Raw genomic sequence first — 20,735 nt, 5'->3', positions numbered from 1 at the left:
ATGTCGCCCGCAGCCGCAGCGGCCGGACCCGGTATCAACCCCGTTGAAGATCGTTGACCTGTATTGAACGTGTCCTTAGTGTTCTCGGAGGGTGACCGGGGCGGACACCCGGGGCGAGGAGGTTCCGGATGACCGCGACCACCGGGCACCAGCTGCACCGGCGGCTCACCGCCAGGCAGCTGACGATGATCGGGCTCGGAGGAGCGATCGGCACCGGCCTGTTCCTCGGGTCCGCGCTGGCGATCTCGCAGGCCGGACCGGCGACGATCATCGCGTTCGTCGTCGTGGCGCTGGTCGCGCTGGTGATCGCGTGGGCGCTCGCCGAGATGGTCACCGTGCACCCCACAGCGGGGGCCTTCGGCACCATCGCCCACGCCTACCTGGGACGGTGGGCAGGCTTCGTCATCCGCTGGACCTACTGGACGATCCAGGTGATCGCCGTCGGCGGCGAGGTGATCGCGGCCGGGATCTACGTGCAGTACTGGTGGCCGTCGATCCCGCTGTGGCTCGCAGTCGTCGTGTTCTCCGTCGCGCTGATCGTCGTCAACGCCGCGACGGTGCGGCTGTTCGGCGAGTTCGAGTACTGGCTGTCGATGATCAAGGTCTCGGCGATCGTCGTGTTCATCGTGCTCGGCATCCTGCTCATCACCGTCGGGCTGCCCGACGCTCCCGCAACCGGGCTGAGCAACCTCACCTCCGACGGCGGGTTCTTCCCCATGGGCCTCGGCGGGGTCTTCCTCGCGATGGTGTTCGTGGTCTTCAGCTTCGTCGGGACGGAGGTCGTGTCCGTCACCGCCGCCGAGGCGGAGAACCCGGCCAGGGACGTGCCACGGGCGGCCCGGCAGATGGTGCTCCGGCTGGCCCTCTTCTACGTGCTCGCGATCGCCGTCGTGCTGACCATCGCGCCGTGGTCACAGACCGCGAAGGGCGGCAGCCTGGACGCCAGCCCGTTCGTCCGGGTGCTCGAGGCCGCGCAGGTACCCGCCGGGGCATCGGTGATGAACTTCGTCATCCTGACCGCGGCCCTGTCCAGCGCCAACACCAACCTGTACCTGACGACGCGGATGCTCCACAGCCTGGCCGGGCACGGCTACGCGCCCGCGGCGCTCGGACGGCTCAGCCGGTCCGGGGCGCCCCGCAACGCGCTGGCGCTGTCCACGATCGGGCTGGCCGTCGCCGCCGCGCTCTCGGTCAACGACGGAACCGCCGCCTACCTCGCCCTGTTCGGCATCTCGGTGTTCGGCGCGCTCGTCGTCTGGATGATGATCCTGGCCTCGCACGCACGGTTCCGGCTGCTGCGCCGGCGCCACGGACTGCCCGACTCGCCCGCCCGCATCTGGGGAGCCCCGGTCACCACCGGTCTCGCGTTCCTGTTCCTCGGCGCGGTGCTCGTCTCCACCGCTTTCATCGACGGCCTGCAGATCGCCTGGAAGGTGGGGGTTCCGTTCTTCGCGCTGCTCCTCGTCGCCTACCTCGTCACCGCCTCCCGCGGCCGGGGCGACGCAGGCAGCGACCCGCTGCGGGACGAGCTTGCGCAGTCGGCGGCTCCGGCCACCCGGCTGGACGGCGCGTGACGATGCCGCCGGCCCCCCGACCAGGCCCGACGACCCGAGGAGCACACGCACCATGTCCGCAGGAACGGCAGGCTCGACACTCACCCTGCCCGATGACGTCAGAAGCCGGTTCCCGGTGCTGAGGAACCTGGTCTACCTGAACTCCTGTTCGCAGGGTGCGCTGTCCGATGCGGTCCGGAGCGCCTACGACGAGTACCTCGGGAGCATGGAACGCGAGGGGTCCTCGTGGGACCACTGGATCGAGCGGCAGGACCGGGTGCGCGGCCTCCTGGCCGACCTGCTCGGTGCGCAGGCCTCCGAGGTCGCGGTGACCACCTCGTCATCCGCGGGAATCGCCGCTCTCGCCAGCGCTCTCGACTTCTCGGGCGAGCGCAACAGGGTGGTGACGACCGACCTGGAGTTCCCGACGATCGGCCAGATCTGGCACGCCCAGGAGAGGCGCGGAGCAGAGGTCGTCCACGTCGGGTCGGACTCCGACAACACCATTCCGCTCGACCGTTTCGCCGAGGCGATCGACGACCGGACGCTGATCGTGTCGATCACGCAGGTCTGCTACCGCAACGGCGCCCTGCTCGACCTGAAGCCCGTGGTCGAGCTCGCGCACTCACGTGGCGCGCTCGTCCTGGTGGACACCTATCAGGGCGTCGGGGCGATCCCGCTGGACGTCCGCGATCTCGGCGCGGACTTCGTCAGCGGTGGATGCCTGAAGTATCTGCTCGGCTCGCCCGGCGTCGGCTTCCTCTACGCCCGCGCCGACACCACGGCCGCGCTGGTCCCGACGAGCACCGGATGGTTCGGGGCACGGGACATCTGGGCGATGAACATCCACTCCTACGATCCCGCGACCGACGCCCGGCGCTTCGAGTCGGGCACCCCGCCGGTGCCCAGCCTGTACGCGGCGGCGGCGGGCATCGAGCTCATGCTCGAGATCGGGATCGGACGCACCCGGGCTCACGTCGAAGGACTGCTGACCCGGCTCCGGAGCGGCGTCGAGGAGATCGGTGGCATCGTCGTGACGCCGGAACGCCTGCACGGGCCGATGCTGGCCGTCGCCACCACCGACGAGCACGCCTGCGTCGCCGCCCTGGAGAAGGACGGCGTGGTGGTCAGCTCCCGGGACGGCAACGTCCGGATCTCCCCGCACTGCTACAACGACACCACCGACATCGACGCCGTACTGGCGGCCCTGCACACCCACCGGCATCTCCTGCGCACCACGCACTGACACGGGTTGCAAGCGCGTTTGCCGGAACGGCAAGCTCCGCCCTCATGGACGACGACCTGGACGACGTACTGCGCGCGGTCGGGCCACGGCTGCGGGCGCTGCGGCGGCGGCGCGGTGTCACCCAGGCCGACCTGGCGGCGACCACCGGCATCTCGGAGAGCACGCTGTCACGGCTGGAGAGCGGCCGGCGGCGGCCGAACCTGGAGCTGCTGCTGCCGCTGGCGCGCGCGCACGGAGTGCCGCTCGACGAGCTGATCGGCGCGCCGCCCACCGGGGACCCGCGGGTCCACATCCGCCCGATCCGCCGCTTCGGCCGCACGTTCCTGCCACTGACCAGACGCGCAGGCGGGTTGCAGGCCTACAAGATGATCATCCCGGGTGGTCCGGGCCCCACCGACCCCGAACTGCAGACCCACGAGGGCTTCGAGTGGCTCTACGTCCTCAACGGGCGGCTCCGGCTCCTCCTCGGCGACCAGGACCTCGTTCTCACCCCCGGCGAGGTCGCCGAGTTCGACACCCACGTCCCGCACTGGGTGGGCGCGGCCGACGACGACCCGGCCGAGCTGCTCATCCTCTTCGGACAGCAGGGCGAGCGGACCCATGTGCGCGCCCGCACCCGCTGACCTGGCGGACCAGCTCAACCGAGCTTGAGGATGACCTCCTCGCGGAGGCGTTCGAGCGCGTCGAACCGCCGCTGACCGTCGCCGAGGGTGGAGTCCGGGATGAGGAGCTCGTCGATGCCCGCCTCGATGTACCGGCCGAACGTGTCGATCAGCTCCTCGGCGCTGCCCATCACGACCGGCAGCCTGCGTGCCGCCAGCAGCCGTTCGCGGCGCTCCTCGGCCTCGGTGTCGCCCGGCGTGATCACCTCGAACAGCGCCTGGGTGGACCGGCGCACCGTGCTCGGGTCGCGCCCGATCTTCTCGCAGTGGCCGCGGAACACCTCGCCCTTGTGGACGGCGAGCTCCGGCAGGCTCCAGTGGTTCCACTCGTCGGCGTACCTGGCGACGATGCCGAGGGTGACCTTCTCCCCCGCGCCGCCGATCAGCAGCGGCATCGCCGCCGGCTTGGGCTCCAGTGGCGCGCCGGAGAGGTGGTAGTACTTCCCGTCGAAGTCCGTGCGGTCCTGGGTGAGCAGGCCCTTGATCACCTGGCAGGCCTCGTCGAAGCGGGCGAGCAGCTCCCCCGGGCGCGGCAGGTCGATGCCGTACGCCTCGTGCTCGTTGACCTGCCAGCCCGCGCCGACACCGAGCACGAACCGGCCGCCGCTGATCTGGTCGATGGTGGCCGCCTGGTTGGCCACGACGGCCGGGTGCCGGTAGGTGTTGCCGAGCACCATCGAACCGAGCCGGACCCGTTCGGTGCGGCCGGCGAGCGCCGACAGCACCGCCATGCACTCGTTCATCGGGACCCCGACGCCCTCGGCCCCGTTGGCCATGAAGTGGTCGGCGAACCAGACCCCGTGCCAACCGGTGCGCTCCGCGTACTCGGCGCCGTCGAGGATGTCCTGCCACGACCGCGAGCCCACGGGCCACAAGGAGAAGTCCATGCCCTGAACGTAATACTCGCCCGACCGCGGGCGGCGCGGACGTGAGCGACGTCAGAGCTTGCGCGAGTAGTCGATGGCCACCGACGGGACCGCCATCAGCACGCCCGCCACGGCGAACATGATGAAGACGCCGACGAAGCTGCCGGTCGCCTGGACGATCACCCCGACCAGGATGGGGGTGAGGATCCCGGCGACGTTGCCCGAGAAGTTCATCGCCCCCGAGAGCCGGCCGACGTGCTGCTTCGACGCGAGCCGCGCGGGCACGGCCCAGTAGAGCCCGCCCCAGCGGAGGAAGAAGTTCGCCAGGCTGATCAGCAGGATGGCCGCCGCGGGCGTGGTCACCGTGTTGACGAGAATGATCGCGACGGCGACCCCGAGGCCGGCGAAGCCGAGCAGGGATCGCAGCACGAGGTTGGGCGAGGCACCCGAGCGGATCCACCGGTCGGCCACCTGACCGGCGAACAGCTCGCCGACGAAGCCCGCGCCGAAGATGACGAACGTCCACACGCCGGTCATGCCGAAGGAGACGTGCTGGACCTCGCTCACGTACGACGGCGCCCAGGTCAGCAGGCCGTAGAGCACCGCGTCGTACCCGAAGAACGCCAGCAGCAGCAGCCAGGGACTCCGGAACCGGAAGTACCGCAGAGCCGACCCCTGCACGACGGGCTCCGGGCCGTCCTCGACCTCACCCTTCTCGAGGTACTCCACCTCCTTGCGCGTGATCAGGGGGTGGGTGGCCGGGTCGTCCCGCATGAAGACCCAGGCCACGACGCCGATCAGGACCGTGATGACGCCGACGGCGGCGAACGCCAGCCGCCAGGTGCCCAGCCAGACGATCAGACCGGTCACCAGCAGCCCACCGAACGCCGTGCCCAGCGGGCCGCCGCCGTCGACGAGCGTGCTGCCGCGGGCGTGCTCACTCGTGCGCAGCCAGCGCGTCAGTGAGGCGTTGGCGCCGTTCTGCACCGGGCCTTCGAAGACGCCGAGGAGCATCCGCATGCCGATGAGCGAGGCCACGCCGTTGGCGAGTCCGGTCAGCCCCTCGATGATCCCCCAGCCGAGCAGGCTCGCCGACACGACCCTGCGCGGCTTCAGCTTGTCGACCAGCCAGCCGCCGGGCAGCTGCATCAGGGCGTAGGTCCAGCCGAACGAGCTCAGGATGAGCCCCGTGGTCGCCGCGCCGAGGTGCAACTCCTTGCTGATCAACGGCATCGCGATCGACAACGACGACCGGTCGATGTAGTTGATGATCATGATGAGGACGAAGAACCCGAACATCCACCAGCGCAGCCCGGAGATCCGGGTACCGCCCTGGTTGTGGACTCCTCGTTGAGTGGTGAGTTGCACGTGTGAGACCGCCAGTTCTCTCGCGATGAACGTCAGTGCCGGGCGGATTCACCGGCCCGCACAGCCCGGATCCCGGGTACCGCGTCTTCGGTGGGTTCGGCGTGCGCGAGGTCGAGCTCGACACCGAGATCGCGGATGCCGTCGGCCGCCGCGGCCTGCAGCCTGTCGTCGGTGACGATGCGGTCGAAGCGGCGCAGCGGAACGACGTCGTACATGCCGAAGGTCCCGAACTTCGTGCTCGTGGCCAGCAGCACCGACTCGGAGGCGCCGTCCAGGGCCGCGAGCTTGACCTCGACCTTGGCTTCGGTCGGCGTGGTGACGCCCCGGCTCAGGTCCCAGGAGCTGGTGCTGATGAACGCGAGGTCCGTGTTGAGCTGCCGCAGCGTCTGGGCCGCGAGGCGCCCGACCGTGGACCGGTTGGTGTGGTCGAGACGGCCGCCGGTGTGGATCACGTCCACGGTCGCCGAGCCGGTGAGGTCCTCGACGATGACGTTGTCGTTCGTGATCACCGTCATCCCGCTGCGTGCGCGGATCGCCGGGACCAGCGCGCCGGTGGTCGTGCCGGCATCGAGGTAGATCGTCATGTCGTCGTGCAGCAGCGCCTCCGCCACCTGCGCGATGGCGGCCTTCTCGGCGAGCTCGGTGCCCGCTTTCGTCGCGAAGGTCGGCTCCTCGTGCATGGGGCTCGCATGGCGCACGCCGCCCGGCACGGAGTAGGCCCGACCCTCCCGCTCGAGCACGGCGATGTCGCGGCGCACGGTCATGTGGGAGACCCCGAGAAGCTCGGTGAGCTGAGCGACGCTGAGGACGGTGTCCCGGCGCAGCGACCGCATGAGCTTCTCCCGTCGCTGGTCGGGGATGAGGTTCGAGTCCCTCTCGCTCACTGCCCCGCTTCTTCCTTCTCCGCCGCTTCCTTCTGCGCTGCCTCCTTCTGGGCTGCCGCCTCCAGGCCGGGTGCGGCGCCGAGCTCGCGGCGCAGGACGCTCAGGCGGCGATACGCGGCGTCGCGGTAGGCGAGCAGCGCCGGAACGTCCTCGCTGGGGATGTCGAGGAACCCGCGCCCGCTCTTGATCCCGAGGTTGCCCGCCTCGACCGTGGCGGTCAGCGTCTCCGGCGCAGCGAGCCGCTCGCCGTACTCGGCGGCCAGGCTGCCGTAGGAGGCGGCGTAGACGTCCAGGCCGGCCATGTCACCGATCGCGAAGGGGCCGAAGAGGGCGAGCCGGAACCCGAACGCGTTGCTCACGACGGTGTCGATCTGCGACGGGGTGGCCAGACCCTCGTCCACGATCCGCACGGCCTCCTTGTACAGCGCGAACTGGAGCCTGTTGGCGACGAAGCCGGGGCTGTCGGCGACCCGGGCCGGCGTTTTCCCGGCCTCGACGAGCATGGCCTCGACACCGGCGATCGCGTCGGCCGAGGTGTGCGAGGTGGGGATGAGCTCGATGGCGGGGACGAACGGCGCCGGGTTCATCCAGTGCACGCCGAGAAAGCGTTCGGGGCGTTCGACCGACTCGGCGAGCTCGGCGATCGGGATGGCCGAGGTGTTCGAGCCGATCACGGTGTCGGCGCGGGCGGCGCGGGAGATCCGCCGGAGCGCATCGGCCTTGACCGTGCGGTCCTCGAAGACGGCCTCGGTGACGTAGTCGACGTCCGCCACGGCGGACTCGATGCTGTCGGCGGCCCGCAGCCGCTGCTCCAGGATCTCCACCGAGCCCGGGTCGAACAGCCCCGAGTCGACGAAACGCCGCGCCTCGTCGAGGAGCCGGACGCGCGCGGCCTCCGCCTTGGCCGCGTCGACGTCGCTCAGCACGACGTCGCGCCCGGACAGAGCGAGCACCTGAGCGATCCCGCCGCCCATGTATCCCGATCCCACGACCGCGATGGTGCGGATCCGGGTTACTTGATCGCTCGACATTCGGACCACTCCCTCGGGGCTGCGGGAGGCGACGACGTCACCGTGTCGCCATGAACGCACGTTAGCTTCGCGTTCACATGAGCGTCAACTCTGATAACGTATCTTCACATAGGAGAACACGGCAATTCACGCGCTTCGGACAGCGCGCGTCGAGAGGGGTTGCACGTGCCGCAGTGGGGCTGCATAGCCGACGACGTGACGGGGGCGACCGATCTCGCCACGAACCTGGTGTCCCGCGGCCTGCGCACGGTCGTGCTGCTGCAGCCGTTCTCCGACTCGGGGGTGCTGCTCGGGCCCGGGCGGCTGCCCACAGACGTGGACGACATCGACGCGATCGTGGTGGCACTCAAGTCGCGCACCGCTCCGATCGACGTCGCGGTGGCGCAGAGCGTGGCGGCGCTGGAGTACCTGGAGTCCGTGGGTGCCGAGCGGATCTATGTGAAGTACTGCTCCACCTTCGACTCGACACCCGAGGGGAACATCGGGCCGGTCATCGACGCCGTGCTCGCGCGCACCGGCGAGAATCGGACGATCGTGGCGCCGAGCTTCCCCGACGCCGCGCGCACCGTCTACCGCGGGCATCTGTTCGTCGGCGACGAACTGCTGGACGAGAGCCCGATGCGGCACCATCCGCTGACCCCGATGCTCGACTCCTCGCTACCGCGCCTGCTCGCTCCGCAGACCACGGGGCGGGTGGAGCTCATCACGCTCCCGACCGTGCGCGCGGGCCGTGCCGAGCTGGCCCGGAGCCTGGAGGCGCCGCGCGGCGACGGGCCGGTGTCCCTGGTGGTCGACGCGATCGAGAACGAGGACCTCGAAGCGATCATGGCGGCCTCAGGCGCACTGCGGGTCGTGACCGGTGGATCGGGGCTGGCGCTGGGAATCCCCGAGCGCGCCGCGTCCGACGCCAGAAGGATCCGGGTGGTCGAGGGCCGCCGCGCCGTGCTCTGCGGCAGCGCCTCGCAGCGCACCCGCGACCAGGTCGCCTTCGCCCGGGCCCGGCTGCCGTGGCGGAAGCTCGACGTGGCCGGGCTCGCCCGGAACGTCGAGGATGCCGCCGGGGAGATCGCCGCCTGGGCCGCAGCCTGCTGGGACGAGGACCCCACGGCCATCCCGCTCGTCTACTCGGCGGACTCCCTCGCTGACGTCGATCACGACACGCCCGGCGCCGCTGAGCTCGTGGAGCGCGCCTTCGGCGCCGTCGCCCGGCACCTCGTGGCGCTCGGCGCGACACGTCTGATCGTGGCAGGCGGCGAGAGCTCGGGACGGGTCATGGCCGAGCTCGGCGTGACGCAGCTACGGATAGGTCCCGCGATCGCCGCCGGAGTCGCGTGGAGCGAGGCCACGACGGCGGCGGGCGACCCGCTGAACGTCGCGTTGAAGTCGGGCAACTTCGGCGCGGTCGACATGTTCACCGAGGCGTGGCACGAACTGGAACGGGGCATGAGCGAGTGAGCGACAACGGATCTCGGACGTCCGTGGAGACAGAAGCGATGCTGAGGAGGGAGCTCGTGGCCGCCGCGGCGCAGCTCGCGGGAGCCGGCATGAGCCCGGGCTCGTCGGGCAACCTCAGCGTCCGCCACGGCGACCGCATCATCATCTCGCCGACCGGATCGGATCTCGCGTCGCTGATCCCCGAGCGGCTCTCGGAGCTCGACTTCGACGCAACGCTGCTCTCCGGCCCCGCGCCCTCGAAGGAGTATCCGTTCCACCGGGCGTTCTACCGTCGCGACGAGACGGTGCGAGCCGTCGTCCACGTGCACTCCCTCGCCGCATCCGCGTACTCGTGCCTCGACCCCTGGTCCGAACGCAGCGCAGTTCCGCCGCTCACCCCCTACTTCGTCATGCGCGTCGGCCAGACTCCCCTGATCCCCTACGCCGATCCCGGTGACGCGGCCCAGGCCGACGCCATCGAGGCGTCCGACTCCCGGTTCCGGGCGGCACTGCTGCAGAACCACGGCGCGATCACGGCCGGGCGCACCGTTCGCGAAGCGCTGGACGCGGCCGTCGAACTCGAACAGACGTGCGCCCTGCTGCTACAGCTCGGCTCACGCCCGTTCCGGCTACTGCCGGCGGAGGCCGTCGACCGGCTGGCGACGAAGTACGACTCGCCCTGGGGCTGACGCGGAGCGCGTCATCCGGTCGTCTCCTCACGGCGCGCGAGAGCGAACACCGACCACGCAATGGCACAGACTGCGGACGACATCAGCAGAGCCCACCCGGTGCCTGCGGCGACGGCAGCACCCATGATGGCGACGCCGAGGGTGGCGCCGACCTGACGTACGGCATTGAGCAGGCCGCCCACCGCACCGGCCGTGCCCGCCGGGGCGACGCCGACAAGGGCCGTGACCAGCGCCGGCATGGCGTAGGAGACGCCGAAGCCGGTCAACAGCAGGCCCACCGCGAGCCACGGGTAGCCGCCCTCGGCGAAGACCGTGCCTGCCAGCACGGCACCTCCGGCGGCCAGCAGAGCCAAACCGGCCAGGATCGGCCGGCGAGGACCCACCCGTGCCACGATCTTGCCCGTGAACGGCGGGTTGGCCGCGAAGGGAAGAGTCAGAGGCAAGAACGCCAGCCCGGTCTGCAGGGGGCTCAGATGGCGCTGCTGCTGCAACAACAGGGGCAGCACGAACAGCCCTCCGGTCAAGGCGAAGTTCACCGCCGCAGCCGCCAGCAGCCCGGCCCGCACCCGGCGGGACCGCAGCAGAGCACGGTGCAGGACGGGAGCCGGGCTACGACGTTCCAGGCCGCAGAACGCCAGCGCCGACACCCCGAGACCCACCGACGTCCACGCGGCGTGAGCCCATGCCTGCGCACCGGCGGCGATCAGTGCGTCCGTGAACAGGGCCAGCACCGCGGCGGCTGCCAGCTGGGCGGACCAGTCGATCCGGCGGTCACCGCGTGGGCAGGCCAACGCCCGGCCCAGCGTCAGCGCCAGCACCGCCGAGCCGATGGGCACGTTGACCAGGAAGATCGACCGCCAGCCGGCCGCGCCGACCAGGGCACCACCCGCGATCGGACCGGCCGCAACCGCCGCACCGCTGATCGCGGCCCATGCCGAGACCGCCCGCGCCCGCGCCGCCGGTTCCGGGTACAGCTGGGCGATCATCGCCATCGAGGCGGGCACGCATGCCGCCGCGGCGACGCCCGAGATCGCACGCAGGAGGACCAGGGCCCCCAGTCCCGGGGCGAATGCACTGAGCAGGGAAGCGAGCGTGAAGACCGCGATCCCGGCCCGGAAGAGCCGCTCGGCGCCGAAGCGGTCCGCCGCCGCCCCCGCCGACAGCAGCAGGGCAGCGAACGCCACGGTGTAGCTCGCCGTCGCCCACTGCAGCCCGGCCATCGAGGTGTCGAGAGACGACGCCAGATCGGGCTCGGCGATCGACAGCACGGTCATGTCCAGCAGCACCATGAAGTAGCCCAGCGAGATGCCTGCCAGCGCGTGGGCACGCCCCCGCCCGGGACGGGGACTCGCCGAAAGCGGCGCGGGTGAACTCGAGAAGGTCATGCCTGAGACAGCTCCCGAAGACGAATGTGGGGATGACGCGCCCCACTGTCCGTTTCGGCAGGCCGGCGGCTCCACCGCCGGAGCAGCACGTCCCGTTCGGAATTTCCGAACGTTCGGCACTGCTTGTGCGGCTGTGGAGCTGCGCCAACTCAGGACCTTCGAGGCCGTCGTCCAGCACCGGACCGTGACCGACGCCGCCGTCGCGCTCGACCTCGCCCCGTCGTCCGTCTCCCAGCAGATCCGGACTCTCGAACGAGCACTCGGTGTGGCCCTGTTCGTGCGCGGCCCCAAGGGAATGGAGCTGACCCCCGCCGGACAACGACTGCAGGGATGGGCACGGTCGCTGCTCGACCAGGCCACGCGGGCCACCCGCGACGTCAGAGGCGAACGGCAACTGCTGCGGCTCGGCGCGCTGGAAACCCTCGCCGGCTCCTACGTGCCCAGGGTGTTCGCCCGGTTCGCCGAACGCCGGCCCGACATCGACCTCGAGATCCACACCGAACGCGCCCGCGACAGTCTCCTCGCCGACGTGATCGAGGGACGGCTCGAAGCCGCCCTGCTGCTGGACTGCGGCGACGACGTCGGCGGACTCGGGTTTCCCGCCCCCGCCGCACCGCTCACCTTCGTCGACCTCGACCCGATCCCCCTCGCACTGGTATCCGCGCCGGCCCACCCGCTCGCCGCCCGAGCCGGGCTGACTCCCCGCGACCTCGAACACGAGCGACTGCTGGTCAACGTGCCGGAGTGCTCGTTCTGGATGGCCGGGAACACGATCCTCGGCCCCGGTCCCGAACGGATCAGAGTGGGAGGCGTCCCGGTGATGCGCGCATGGGCGGAGCACGGCCTCGGAATCACGCTGCTACCCCGGTTCGCGGTCGCCGACAGCCTCCGCTCCGGCGCCCTGACCCAACTCGACCTCCCACTCCCCGATCTCAGCCTGCGGCTGGTCTGGCGAGAAGACCAGGAGTCGTTGCCCGGCATGCGCGACGTCCTGTACGCGACGGCCCGCCCCTGAGCACGAGACCTCGACGACTCGCGACCGGCGCAGCGGGCGTGGAAGTCGGTGTGCCGCCTCCTAGGCTGGATAGATGCCACTGGACGTCGACGGGCTCTCCGTACCTCCCCCCGGAGCACCTCGCGGCGGCCAACGCGATCATCGACGAGGCGGCCTCCGACGCGGGCCGCGCGCCGCAGGCCGTACGGCGCGCCTACAACATCGCCGGCGAGTTCACCGCGGAAGGCGGCGGTTTCCTGCAGGGGCCACCCAAGGCGTGGGTCGAGCAGCTCGCCGAGCTCGCCCTCACCCAGGGCATCAGTACGTTCATCCTCTACCGGATCGAGTCCACGGACGTCATCCGTCGGTTCGCCGCGGAAACGGTCCCGGCCGTGCGGGAGATCGTCGCCGCGGAGCGCGGCCGCCCCTCGTAGCCCTTCCGGCCGGCTGAAGTGGCGGCACCGATCGCCGCCGATCCCGCCCGGCGATGCGCCGCACTCGAGGCTCGCCCCGCTGGCGCGGGTCGCCGGTCGATACGGGGGTCGGCCACAGCGCTGAACGGACGTTGACCTGCGACGACGAACATCGATTCGAACATATGTTCGAGTATGATGAAGGGGTGTCGGACAGCCCGCTCACCACCGCGCATCGCCTCCTGGTCGAGGCGATCGACGCGCTGTCCGGGGCCGCTGAATCCGCTACCGACGACGACCTGCTCTCCGTGCTCACCCTCTGCGAAGGCACCAGCCGCCGGTTGGACCGGGTCGTCATCGCCACCGTGGCCACGCTGGACCGGCGCGGCACGTTCGCCGAGCGCGGCTATAAGTCGACCCCGGCGGCGTTGGGGGATCTGCTCGGATGGGAACGGTTCGAGGCCCGCCAGCGGGTGGTCGCCGCCGAACAGGTCTGCCCGCGGGTGAGCCTCGATGGCACCGCACTGCCCGCGAAGCTGCCTGCCACCGCAGCGGTGTTCGCCGCCGGGCACACCGGCCTGCGGCACGTCGCGGTGATCGCCCGCGTGTTGGCCAGCCCGGCCGCGGAGCGGCTCAGCCCGCAGCTGTCGGCCGGTGCGGAAGCCCAACTCGCCGACAAAGCCGCGGTCTACACCCCCTCGGAGCTGCAGACCTGGGGCACCGCACTGGTCGAGGCCCTCGACGAGGACGGGCCCGAGCCCGATGACCGGCCACCCGCGCCGGTCAACGAACTGCACCTGGTCCGCCACCGCGGCAAGCCGGGCGGCACCCTGAAGGGCCAGTTCGACGACGCCGCCATGTTCGACGCCATCGCCACCGTGATCGACGCCCACGCCCGACCCGCCAGCGGCGACGAGCACCGCAGCCTCGCGCAACGCCAGGCCGACGCGCTGGCCGACGTGTGCGGCTACGTGCTCGACCACGGTGATGTGCCCGCGTGTGGCGGGCGGCGTCCACACCTGAATGTGCTGATCCGGCTGGAGGACCTGGAGAACCGGGCTCGCGCCGCGTGTTTGGACTTCGGGGGCACGTTGTCGCCGGAGTCGTTGCGGATGCTGGCCTGTGATGCCGCGGTCGTGCCGGTCGTGCTCAACGGCAAAGGTCAGCCGCTCGACGTCGGACGGGTCACCCGCACCATCCCCGACGGCCTGCGCCGCGCCATCGCCGCCCGCGACCGCGGCTGCGCCGGCTGCGGGCGACCACCGTCGTGGTGCGAGGTCCACCACATCACAGCCTGGCAGGACGGCGGCGACACCGCCCTGCACAACTGCGTCATGCTCTGCCGCGCCTGCCACCGCCTCCAGCACCACTCCGAATGGGAAGTCCGCATCCGCGACGGATTGCCCGAACTGATCCCACCCGCCTGGATCGACCCCCAACGAAGACCCCGCCGCAAACCACTCCTGCACCTCGCCGCATAAGTGCGCAGCCGCCAGGTCAGACCGCGGTGGTCACATCTGAGCGCGCCGGGAGCTCCAAGGCAGATGATCCGCGCGCATCGTCAGGACTTCTCACTGTCCAGGATGGCCATCTGCGAGGCCGCGTACCGCTCACCGGCCGCGGCGTCCGCCGGCACCGCCGCCTCGATCTCGGCGAGCGTCTCCTCGTCGAGATCAAGGGCCGCTGCGGCGAGGGACTCGGCCAGCCGGTCGCGACGGCGGGCGCCGACGAGCGGGACGATGTCCTCGCCCTGGGCTGCGACCCAGGCGATGGCGACCTGGCTCGTCGTGGCCCCGATGCGCTCGGCGACGCGCGTGAGGGCACCGACCAGGCGCAGGTTCGCCTCGAGGTTTCCGTCCTGGAAGCGGGGGCTCTGCGCCCGGAAATCGCCGCCGGTCAGCTTCCGGTCGGGGTCCCAGTGGCCGCTGAGCAGGCCGCGGGACAGCACTCCGTAGGCGGTCATGCCGATACCGAGCTCGCGCAGCGTCGGGATGATGGCCTTCTCCGGGCCACGCGACAGAAGCGAGTACTCGATCTGCAGATCGCTGATCGGGGCGACCGCGGCAGCGCGGCGGATCGTGTCCGGTCCGACCTCCGACAGGCCGAGACGCCGGATGTATCCGGCGTCTCGCATTTCCAGCATCGCGCCCACCGTGTCCTCGATCGGGACCTGCGGATTCAGCCGGGTGGGGCGGTAGATGTCGATGTAGTCGGTCCCCAGGCGACGCAGCGAGTACGCCAGGCGGTCTTTCACCGCAGCGGGCGAGACGTCGGAAGGCACGGGTTGGAAAGCGCCGTCGGGCGTGCGCCACGACCCGAACTTCACGCTGATCACGACGTCCTCGCGGCGGCGCTCCTTCAGGGCGCGACCGATCAGCATCTCGTTGTGGCCGGAGCCGTAGAAGTCACCGGTGTCGATGAGCGTGACGCCCGCGTCGATCGCGGCGTGCAGGGTCGCGATGCTCTCCCGCTCGTCAGCGGGTCCGTAGAGGTCGGACATGCCCAGTGCGCCCAGGCCGATGGCCGAGACCTGGGGTCCGTGCGCGCCGAGCCGGCGGGTACCGATGGTGGGCACTGTGGTTCTCCTTGACGTGTCGTCCTCGTTGCGTCGTCAGCGTGGGCCCGTGTTTCCGGGCCAGCCATGGCTGCGTCTACCCGGGGGTTGCCGTCCCCTGGCTCAGCCGACCGGGATCGGTGACGATGGAGAACGTGAACGAGCCGGAACTCGCCGCATTCCTGAGGTCCCGGCGCGACCGGATCCGGCCGGCCGAGGTCGGTCTGCCCACGGGTCCCCGGCGCCGGGTCCCCGGCTTACGGCGCGAGGAGGTCGCCCAGCTCGCCGGGCTGTCCGCCGACTACTACACCGAGCTGGAACGCGGCCGCAGCGCGCAGCCCTCGGCCCAGGTCCTGGCTTCGCTCGCCCGGGCGCTGCGACTGAACGGCGACGAACGCGACCATCTGTTCCACCTCGCCAACCGGCCGAACCCGCCGACGGCCCGCGGCCCGGCCGCGCACGTCCAGCCGGCGATGCTCAGCCTGCTGGACCGGCTCACCACCACCCCCGCCCAGGTCATCACCGACCTGCACGAGGTACTCGTGCAGAACCCGTCGGCCGTCGCCCTTCTCGGCCGTCAGCCAGTGGCACGGGGTCCAGCGACCAGCTTCGTCTACCGCTGGTTCACCGATCCCGACGTCCGCGCGCTGCATCCGCCCGAGGACCACGACCACCACTCGCGCGTCTTCGTCGCCGACCTGCGCGCCGTCGCCGCCCGCCAGGCCCGGGACACGGAGGCGAACCGGATGGTGGCCGCCCTACGACGGCGCAGCCAGGAGTTCGCGACGCTGTGGGAGACGCGTGACGTCGCCCTTCGGCGGGCCGACCACAAACGCATCGTCCACCCCGCGCTGGGCGTCATCGAGGTGGACTGCCACAGCCTGTTCAGCGAGGACGGACACCAGCGCCTGCTGTGGTTCACCGCTCCGCCCGGCACCAAAGGCGCCGCCCAGCTGGAGCTTCTCTCCGTCATCGGCACCCAGGACATGACGGTGGAAGAAGCTGCCGAGGCCCGTCACAGTCGATGATCCGCGCGCACGATCGCCAGTACCGACACCCACGCGGCGATCTGAGCCACTCTCCCCGGTCGGCCTCCGTCCGCGGGGGCGGAGGCCGACCGAGGGTCACGGGGAGCGGCCGCTGGTCCGCGGGTGCGGATGCGCGGGTCAGACGTAATGGTCGTCGCCCCGGCGACGCCGCCTGACGCTCAGATCTCCGGTGCCGGGATGTAGTCGTAGGGAAGCCCGTTGCTGGTACCGCCCGGCGTGGTGAGAGTGACCTGCACCGTGCCGGCACCCGCCGGGGCCGTCGCGACCACCTGGGTGGGGGACACCACCGTGAACGGAGCGGGGTTGACCCCGAAACTCACCGCGCTGGTGAAGGTCAAGCCGGAGCCGCTGATCGTCACCGAGGTTCCGCCTGTTGCCGGCCCCTCATCAGGCACCACCGAGGTGATCACGGGAGCCGCGACGTAGAGGTAGTCGGCTGCGGAGCTCGGGCCACCGGGCGCGGTGACGACGACCTGGGCCGTGCCCGCTGCATGTGCCGGTGCGGTGGCGGTGATCTGGGAGTCGGAGTTCACCGTGAACGCCGTGCCAGGCGTGCCACCGAAGCTCACCGCGCTGGCTCCCGTGAACCCGGTACCGGTGATCGTCACGACCGTGCCCCCTGACGTGGGCCCCTGGTCGGGAGTCAGGCTCGTGATCGCAGCTGAGTTGACGTAGAAGAACGCCACATCAGCGTTGCTGCTGTTCGCGCCGGGCTTGGTGACGACGACGGGAGCCGCGCCGGCGGCGTGCACCGGTGTCGTCGCGGTGATCTGGGTCGCGGAGTTCACCGTGAACGACGCGGCCGGTGCGCCGCCGAAGGTCACTGCGGTGACCCCCGTGAACCCGGTACCGGTGATCGTCACGACCGTGCCACCGGGAGTCGGCCCGGACGACGGACTGACGGTGGTGACCACCGGCGTCACGGGGGCCTGGTACACGAAGTTCAACGGGTTGCTGACCCCGGTGGGCCCGGTGACGGTGACCAGCGCGTTACCCGCCGCGTGCGCTGGTGCCGTGGCGGTGACCTGGGTCGCGGAGATCACTGTGAACGACGTGGCCGGTGTGCCGCCGAAGGTCACTGCACTGGATCCCGTCAACCCGGTACCGGTGATCGTCACGACCGTGCCACCGACAGTCGATCCGACTGCCGGGTTGAGGCTGGTCAGCGTAGGCACGACGGCCCTTCTGAACTAGCGGCGCCGGAAGAGGCCGGCATTTCGGTGGTCATGATGCCCTTCCTTCCTCGATGTGCCCACGGACCCGGGGGGCGCCGCGAGCTCGCGGCGCCCCCCGGGTCCCATGGGATGCCTCAGATCCCAGGCCCGGCGAGATAGGTGTAGCCGGCGGTCAGGGTGTCGGTGCCACCCGCGCCCGTCACCACCACGTCCGCGGTGCCGGCAGCTCCGGCCGGCGTGACCGCGCTCATCTCCGTGGGCGAGACGACGACGAAGCTGGCCGGTACGCCGTCGAACGTGACCTCGGTCGTGCCGGTCAGATCAGTGCCGGTGATGGTGGTGGCGGTGCCGCCCGTGGTCGGTCCTTCGGCCGGGACGATCGCCGTGACGCCCGGTGCGGCCACGTACTCGTAGAACAGGCCGTTCGTGCTGCCTGCCGGGGTGGTCACCGTGACCCCCACCGAGCCGGCGGCCCCAGCAGGGACCGTCGCGACGATCGAGCCGGCGTTGGAGCTGGTGACCGTGCCGGCGTTGGCCCCGAAAGCGACCCCGGTCGCGTTGTTCAGGTTGGAGCCGTTGACGGTGACCGTCTCACCTCCGGCCGTGGAACCTTGGACGGAACTGAGACTGAACTTTGTCGGCGGCTCCAGATAGAAGTAGGACAGCGGGTTGCTGGTGCCGCCCGGGGTGGAAACGGTGACACCCACGGCACCATGTCCGGCTGGGCTGGTCACGCTGACCGAGGTCGGGGTGTTCGCCGTGATCGTCCCCGGCCTCGTACCGAAACGGACCGCACTCGCGTTGGCGAGACCGGTACCGGTGATCGTCACGGCCGTGCCGCCGGCGCTGGAGCCCTGGTTGGGGGAAATAGGCATGACAGGATCATCCTCACTCAAAACACACGGGGAAAGGGTTGCGTCGCGCATGGGAAAGCCACCGAATGACTAGTGAATTGCGGTGATCCGGCTCTGACATTGGCAGTCCCGCTGCGAACATTCGCCACTCTACCGGGTTACTCCGACAGACAGATCAACAGGCGTGTAGTTCATCTGCACGGCCCAGCGGCGCGCGAACCCGCCACGCAACGTCAGAGATCTTCGGCCATACGAGGCCGGCCGTGGCGATCGTCCTGCCGCATTGCAAAACGAAACACCGACTTCATTACGCTGGGTAATGGCAGCGCCAGGAGTTTATCCAAATGCCGGCCGCCGGCATTTCCGGGCGACCCGATGAACACCTGAAACCAACGCACGACGCGAGTGGTCTCGATTTCCGAAGAAGCCGGGCGCCTTTTACCCCGACGAGTCCATGGGCGCCGCCGGAAGAGACGGCGCCTGACAACAATGCGAAACGCGACGTATCGCCATCTCGCCGCGAAACGGCCGAACACGGTACCCCGCGCCACCAGCTACGCCTGTTTTCCGGCCGGCGCGGGGATCACCGTCGTCGGGCCGGCACTCCTCGTGTTGCTCGTCCGGGCGGTCGCTCGGGGTGGTTCAGCGGTCCAGCCAGGTCGTCGCGTAGAAGATGTCCCGCGTGATGTACCGGTCGATCCCCTTCACGTCGGGCTTCGTGATGGTCGAAAGATAGCTGCGGCTGAGCCAGAGGAACGCGATGTCCTGGTTCACGAGTAGCTCAACCTGCTGGTAGTCCGACGTCCGCGACACGGCGTCACTCGTCGCCGCGGCGTCGTCGAGCAGGCGGTCGACCTGCGGGTTCGAGTACTTGCCGAAGTTGATGGCTGCACCTGTCCGCAGCAGCCGGGACGCGCCCGGGTACGGGTAGTCGAACGCGTTGACGGTGCTGGTGAGCTCGAAGTCGCCGCCCTGCAGCACCTTGGAGGAGAACTCGGCGAGGTCGTAGTACTGCACGTCGACGGTCATCCCGACGGCCGCGAGCTGCGCCTGGACGAACTCGCCGAGCGAGACCTCGCTGCGGCTGGTCTTGAAGGAGAGGTGCGGGTTCCCGCCGTCGGCGACGTAGTCCTGGACGAGCTGTCTCGCCTGCTCGACGTCGTGCTTCGGCCACGCGTCCGACGCCGCCCGGTCGTGGTAGGGGCTCTGGGCCTCGAAGAGGCTGTCGGAGCCGACGAGCTGGTTGCTGTACTGGCTCGCCGCGAGCGCGTTCAGGTCGATGGCCCGCACGGCCGCCTCGCGCATCCGCGGTCGTCGCACGGGGCTCTCGCGAAGTTGAAGTAGAAGAAGAAGCCGCCGCTGCCCGGGCCGTGTGAAGGCGGGGTTGGCGTTCGCGCGGACGAGCTCGTTGCGCGCAGCCAGCTCGTGACCCTGAACGGTCCGGCGCCGACGGGGTGGTTGCCCACGTCGGCGCCGTACTGCTGCAGGGCCGCAGGCGAGATGATCATGCCGAGCGTGCCCGCGAAGAGCGGTTGCGCGAAGACCACCGGGAAGTCGCCGAGCGGGGCCGTCAGTGTGAACTCCACCGTGAGCGGGTCGACCGCCCGCATCTGCCGCATCTGCCGCGCGTAGGCCCCGGCGGGCGAGGCGGGGTCGATGTGCCGCTGCGCAGAGCTAGGACGCGGTGACCGCCGGGGAACCGTACCGACGGCTCCCCGTCGCTACGCCAGATGTCGCGGGGCGGGCCGCGCTTCCACGGCACGGAAGGCGCGTAGCCGCAGCGGCCCGCTCGCCGTTACCTTCGGCCCGCCCGACGGTGCGGGCCCACCAGGAGGGACGGCCTCGTGACGATCGACGACACCGCCCTCGCCGGACTGCGCGCCACGCTCGCCGCCGACGACTACGCCATGGAGGTCCGCCCGCACGGGCCCGGCGTGCAGGTGCGGATCAGCGCGGGCCCGGAGGCGTGTGCGGACTGCCTGGTCCCCAAGCCGATCATGCGCAGCATCCTGCACACCGCGCTCGGCGTGCCCGAGGAGGCGATCGAGTTGGCCTACCCCGGCGACGAGACCGGCGCGGCGGCTCCCGCGGACTGAGAGCGGTCACTCCCCCGCCGTGTCCCGACGCACCCTGAAGACCGGCGCCGAGACCGTTCGCCCGAGACTGTCCGAGGATCGGTGACCGGCGGCCGGTATTCCTGAGGTCGCGGCATGCGCGGCGCCCCGCTCACGGCCACCGCTCGGGCAGTCGCGGCGTGATCGCGGCGTGATCCAGGTGTGGCCGATCGACCGCCAACGGGGCAGAAGCTCCTACGAACGGTAGCTCTTCGCCAACGAACGGGGCCGGGTCGCACAACTCGGCGGCCACTCTTGCCGGGCTAATCCTGGAGCGAGTACGGTACTTCTCGTCTCACATTTACGCAAAGAGTGTGGCCCTGAGCAGGTTTCCATTGCGGAGCCGCTCCCACGCAGGCCAGGGGCCCGACCAGCGGGCGCACTGGATCGGCAGTAGAGCCACGTACGAGATACCACACTGAACAACGGAGTTGCAGTGGGAGTACATTTCGGACGCCGTCACC

At 70.4% G+C, this 20,735-nt stretch carries 20 protein-coding genes and 1 pseudogene; 10 read left to right on the top strand and 11 right to left on the bottom strand.

Annotated elements, in window-relative coordinates:
- Nucleotides 1–128 precede the first annotated feature (128 nt).
- Genes ACQPZA_RS15615 through ACQPZA_RS15605 form a run of 3 tightly spaced genes read left to right on the top strand, consistent with a single transcriptional unit; the run spans nucleotide 129 to nucleotide 3,422 of the window.
- Entirely contained in the window at nucleotides 129–1,574 is a 1,446-nt protein-coding gene (locus tag ACQPZA_RS15615) for an amino acid permease (RefSeq protein WP_169395350.1), read from the top strand.
- 52 nt (nucleotides 1,575–1,626) lie between these two features.
- The gene (locus tag ACQPZA_RS15610; RefSeq protein WP_433281718.1) at nucleotides 1,627–2,799 is read left to right on the top strand and encodes an aminotransferase class V-fold PLP-dependent enzyme; all 1,173 of its coding nucleotides are present in this window, start codon (nucleotides 1,627–1,629) and stop codon (nucleotides 2,797–2,799) included.
- Nucleotides 2,800–2,843: 44 nt separating this feature from the next.
- A complete protein-coding gene (locus ACQPZA_RS15605) occupies nucleotides 2,844–3,422 on the top strand; it encodes a helix-turn-helix domain-containing protein (RefSeq protein WP_433281716.1) in 579 nt (192 codons plus the stop codon).
- Between the two features lie 14 nt (nucleotides 3,423–3,436).
- Here the strand turns inward: ACQPZA_RS15605 and ACQPZA_RS15600 are convergent, their stop codons facing one another.
- The 4 genes from ACQPZA_RS15600 to ACQPZA_RS15585 are packed head-to-tail and all read right to left on the bottom strand — an operon-like array spanning nucleotide 3,437 to nucleotide 7,568.
- Nucleotides 3,437–4,348, bottom strand: coding sequence for a TIGR03560 family F420-dependent LLM class oxidoreductase (locus ACQPZA_RS15600; protein WP_433281713.1), 912 nt, complete (start codon nucleotides 4,346–4,348; stop codon nucleotides 3,437–3,439).
- A gap of 51 nt (nucleotides 4,349–4,399) precedes the next feature.
- On the bottom strand, nucleotides 4,400–5,695 hold the full coding sequence (locus tag ACQPZA_RS15595; protein ID WP_211174009.1) for an MFS transporter: 1,296 nt from the start codon (nucleotides 5,693–5,695) through the stop codon (nucleotides 4,400–4,402).
- A 32-nt stretch (nucleotides 5,696–5,727) separates the two neighbouring features.
- On the bottom strand, nucleotides 5,728–6,579 hold the full coding sequence (locus tag ACQPZA_RS15590; RefSeq protein WP_312859032.1) for a DeoR/GlpR family DNA-binding transcription regulator: 852 nt from the start codon (nucleotides 6,577–6,579) through the stop codon (nucleotides 5,728–5,730).
- Complete coding sequence (locus tag ACQPZA_RS15585; protein WP_433281710.1) at nucleotides 6,576–7,568, bottom strand: 3-hydroxyacyl-CoA dehydrogenase family protein; 993 nt, start codon at nucleotides 7,566–7,568, stop codon at nucleotides 6,576–6,578. The genes ACQPZA_RS15590 and ACQPZA_RS15585 overlap by 4 nt, the downstream gene beginning before the upstream one ends.
- A gap of 207 nt (nucleotides 7,569–7,775) precedes the next feature.
- On the opposite strand from ACQPZA_RS15585, the gene otnK reads away from it, so the two are divergent.
- Together otnK and ACQPZA_RS15575 are read left to right on the top strand one after the other, a co-directional pair.
- Entirely contained in the window at nucleotides 7,776–9,065 is a 1,290-nt protein-coding gene (gene otnK / locus ACQPZA_RS15580; protein WP_433281708.1) for a 3-oxo-tetronate kinase, read from the top strand.
- Nucleotides 9,066–9,103: 38 nt separating this feature from the next.
- Nucleotides 9,104–9,733, top strand: a complete 630-nt coding sequence (locus tag ACQPZA_RS15575; RefSeq protein WP_169395344.1) for a class II aldolase/adducin family protein — start codon at nucleotides 9,104–9,106, stop codon at nucleotides 9,731–9,733.
- Between the two features lie 11 nt (nucleotides 9,734–9,744).
- Here the strand turns inward: ACQPZA_RS15575 and ACQPZA_RS15570 are convergent, their stop codons facing one another.
- On the bottom strand, nucleotides 9,745–11,118 hold the full coding sequence (locus ACQPZA_RS15570) for an MFS transporter (protein ID WP_433281706.1): 1,374 nt from the start codon (nucleotides 11,116–11,118) through the stop codon (nucleotides 9,745–9,747).
- Between ACQPZA_RS15570 and ACQPZA_RS15565 the strand changes: the two genes are divergently transcribed.
- The 3 genes from ACQPZA_RS15565 to ACQPZA_RS15555 all read left to right on the top strand — a co-directional run bounded on the left by ACQPZA_RS15565 (nucleotide 11,039) and on the right by ACQPZA_RS15555 (nucleotide 14,006).
- Nucleotides 11,039–12,133 carry a LysR family transcriptional regulator gene (locus ACQPZA_RS15565; protein WP_433281704.1) on the top strand — a complete coding sequence of 365 codons (1,095 nt, stop codon included), beginning with the start codon at nucleotides 11,039–11,041 and terminating at the stop codon, nucleotides 12,131–12,133. The genes ACQPZA_RS15570 and ACQPZA_RS15565 overlap by 80 nt on opposite strands.
- A gap of 50 nt (nucleotides 12,134–12,183) precedes the next feature.
- On the top strand, nucleotides 12,184–12,546 hold the full coding sequence (locus tag ACQPZA_RS15560) for a hypothetical protein (protein ID WP_433281701.1): 363 nt from the start codon (nucleotides 12,184–12,186) through the stop codon (nucleotides 12,544–12,546).
- A 185-nt stretch (nucleotides 12,547–12,731) separates the two neighbouring features.
- Complete coding sequence (locus ACQPZA_RS15555; protein WP_433281699.1) at nucleotides 12,732–14,006, top strand: DUF222 domain-containing protein; 1,275 nt, start codon at nucleotides 12,732–12,734, stop codon at nucleotides 14,004–14,006.
- An 80-nt stretch (nucleotides 14,007–14,086) separates the two neighbouring features.
- On the opposite strand, the gene ACQPZA_RS15550 is transcribed toward ACQPZA_RS15555, so the two are convergent.
- Nucleotides 14,087–15,091 (bottom strand): aldo/keto reductase, encoded by a 1,005-nt coding sequence (locus ACQPZA_RS15550; protein WP_433282827.1) that lies wholly within the window; start codon nucleotides 15,089–15,091, stop codon nucleotides 14,087–14,089.
- Between the two features lie 143 nt (nucleotides 15,092–15,234).
- Between ACQPZA_RS15550 and ACQPZA_RS15545 the strand changes: the two genes are divergently transcribed.
- A complete protein-coding gene (locus ACQPZA_RS15545; protein ID WP_433281697.1) occupies nucleotides 15,235–16,107 on the top strand; it encodes a helix-turn-helix transcriptional regulator in 873 nt (290 codons plus the stop codon).
- 179 nt (nucleotides 16,108–16,286) lie between these two features.
- On the opposite strand, the gene ACQPZA_RS15540 is transcribed toward ACQPZA_RS15545, so the two are convergent.
- From ACQPZA_RS15540 to ACQPZA_RS15520, 5 genes and pseudogenes are all read right to left on the bottom strand, one after another.
- On the bottom strand, nucleotides 16,287–16,991 hold the full coding sequence (locus ACQPZA_RS15540; protein ID WP_433282825.1) for an IPT/TIG domain-containing protein: 705 nt from the start codon (nucleotides 16,989–16,991) through the stop codon (nucleotides 16,287–16,289).
- Between the two features lie 129 nt (nucleotides 16,992–17,120).
- Nucleotides 17,121–17,246 (bottom strand): annotated as a pseudogene (locus ACQPZA_RS15535) (IPT/TIG domain-containing protein); the annotation flags it as partial.
- Nucleotides 17,247–17,437: 191 nt separating this feature from the next.
- The gene (locus ACQPZA_RS15530) at nucleotides 17,438–18,229 is read right to left on the bottom strand and encodes an IPT/TIG domain-containing protein (protein ID WP_211174005.1); all 792 of its coding nucleotides are present in this window, start codon (nucleotides 18,227–18,229) and stop codon (nucleotides 17,438–17,440) included.
- 570 nt (nucleotides 18,230–18,799) lie between these two features.
- Nucleotides 18,800–19,477: an ABC transporter substrate-binding protein gene (locus ACQPZA_RS15525; RefSeq protein WP_433281695.1), complete on the bottom strand. Its 678-nt coding sequence runs from the start codon at nucleotides 19,475–19,477 to the stop codon at nucleotides 18,800–18,802.
- The gene (locus ACQPZA_RS15520) at nucleotides 19,429–19,776 is read right to left on the bottom strand and encodes a hypothetical protein (protein WP_433281693.1); all 348 of its coding nucleotides are present in this window, start codon (nucleotides 19,774–19,776) and stop codon (nucleotides 19,429–19,431) included. Before ACQPZA_RS15520 ends, ACQPZA_RS15525 begins: the two co-directional genes overlap by 49 nt.
- A gap of 225 nt (nucleotides 19,777–20,001) precedes the next feature.
- On the opposite strand from ACQPZA_RS15520, the gene ACQPZA_RS15515 reads away from it, so the two are divergent.
- On the top strand, nucleotides 20,002–20,253 hold the full coding sequence (locus ACQPZA_RS15515) for a hypothetical protein (RefSeq protein ID WP_433281691.1): 252 nt from the start codon (nucleotides 20,002–20,004) through the stop codon (nucleotides 20,251–20,253).
- The last annotated feature ends 482 nt before the right edge of the window (nucleotides 20,254–20,735 follow it).

Source organism: Pseudonocardia xinjiangensis, assembly GCF_050948425.1.
Lineage (GTDB): Bacteria > Actinomycetota > Actinomycetes > Mycobacteriales > Pseudonocardiaceae > Pseudonocardia > Pseudonocardia xinjiangensis.
This window is presented reverse-complemented; position numbering and strand designations above follow the sequence as displayed.